Annotated in this window: 1 protein-coding gene; it reads right to left on the bottom strand. The window is 47.5% G+C overall.

The features are described from left to right. Positions 1 to 319: 319 nt before the first annotated feature. Positions 320 to 1,474 carry an IS110 family transposase gene (locus LHL20_RS20885; RefSeq protein ID WP_226434684.1) on the bottom strand — a complete coding sequence of 385 codons (1,155 nt, stop codon included), beginning with the start codon at positions 1,472 to 1,474 and terminating at the stop codon, positions 320 to 322. Between the last annotated feature and the right edge of the window lie 107 nt (positions 1,475 to 1,581).

Genomic DNA, 1,581 nt, shown 5'->3' on the forward strand with positions numbered 1-1,581 from the left:
GTTGGTATGACTCCCTTTGTCAACCCTGAACGAGCGCTTCCCTGACACTCTTTCAGCCCATAATTAGCTGTGTTCCTCACTCATATTAAATGAGCTAACGCACCGGATGAGGCAGTAATGTCGTCGGTTATTATGCTGGTATTCGTAGGCTACTTATCCAATAAATAAGCAGAGCTGACCTTACATGTTCCGCCGTAGCACCTTCTCATCAGTCTATGCTCGTGGTTCAACAACCGTTAGGTTGTTGCCATCATAACGCCCTCGTAGGTTGTGCCACATCCCGCGGCCTGACCCGAATGCGTTAGCTCAAACTCGTTTTTCATGCAGGTACTCGGCTTAGTCTTAATTTTGGGTTTACCGGCGTGAGTACCACTTCCTTTGCAATAGCCCAGATGTATGCCGCCATTTCTCTGGCTATCGCGGTAATGATTAAATTGTAGTGTTTGCCCTTTTTACTCATGCGCTGATAGCGTTTGCACAAGCGAAGCTGTGCTTTCCAAGCGATATCGACGATGTCTTTAGGTAAGCCTTCCTGCCTTAACTGTAATTCAGTAGAGACGTTAGCCGGATAACGGTAGCTGTGCGCCCCCTCAATCAGTAAACGCCTTGCTCGGCCATTTCCTGCTTTTGTAATGGCTCCTAAGTGTCGCTTTCCACCTGATGATTGTTCACTGGGAACTAAGCCCAGATAAGCCATGAGCTTTCTTGGATGGTCGAAGCGATGTAAATCGCCAAGTTCTGCTACCACGCCAACAGCAACGAGCAATCGAACGCCTCGCATCGCCTGAACGGCTTTCACTACCGGATAATAGCGCCATTGGTGCACATGGTGGGTTAACTCATTGTCGAGCCTTTCCAGTCGCCGGATACGTTCCTCAATGGTTTGCAGTTGTTCCTGCAAGACAATTTGCTGAGCCGGATGAGGCAATATCAATTCCGTGAGCCAGCGAAGGTGTTTCTTCGACCAGTTGGCGGTGCCTTCATAGCGTATATTATTTCGCAAGAGTAACGCTTTAAGCTGGTACTTGGCTTCTTTTAAATCCTTCATTGCTGCTTCTCGAGCTCGAGATAAATCCCGCACAGCTTCATCTTCCGGCTCGGGCACGTAGATGGGTGTAAGGTCTTCAGACTTTAGTGACCTAACGAGCTTAAGCGCATCTCGACGGTCAGTTTTAATTCGCTCTCCCGGCTTTTTGGGAATAAGAGACGGAGCTACGACATAGCAACAGTGTCCCAAGCTTGTTATCAGACGATAAATCCAATAACCACACGGTCCAGCTTCATAAACAACGTGAAGTGTTGCGCCGGGATATTTAGATTCAAACTGACGAAGCAGCTTTTTCACACTGACCTTAGACGAGGGAATACGACCATAATGAACGGGCGTCGCGCCACGCTGTTCCTCACAATAAGCAACTTCATGAAACTCTTTATGCGTATCCAACCCGATAAAAATCATGCTATGTTTGTTCATGCTAGCCTCCAAATGATTTAGTCTTAAGCAAACTAATTATGGCACTGGCTTTCAGCTAACCCACGAAAATGCGGAGGCTAGCATTTCACAGGGAGTCATTGTGTCTA

It is taken from the genome of Alteromonas sp. McT4-15 (assembly GCF_020515205.1).
Classification (GTDB): Bacteria; Pseudomonadota; Gammaproteobacteria; order Enterobacterales; family Alteromonadaceae; genus Alteromonas.

Bases quoted from the DNA above. Each gene is read 5' to 3' on its own strand.
- LHL20_RS20885 (WP_226434684.1), bottom strand. From the start codon at position 1,474: ATGAACAAACATAGCATGATTTTTATCGGGTTGGATACGCATAAAGAG.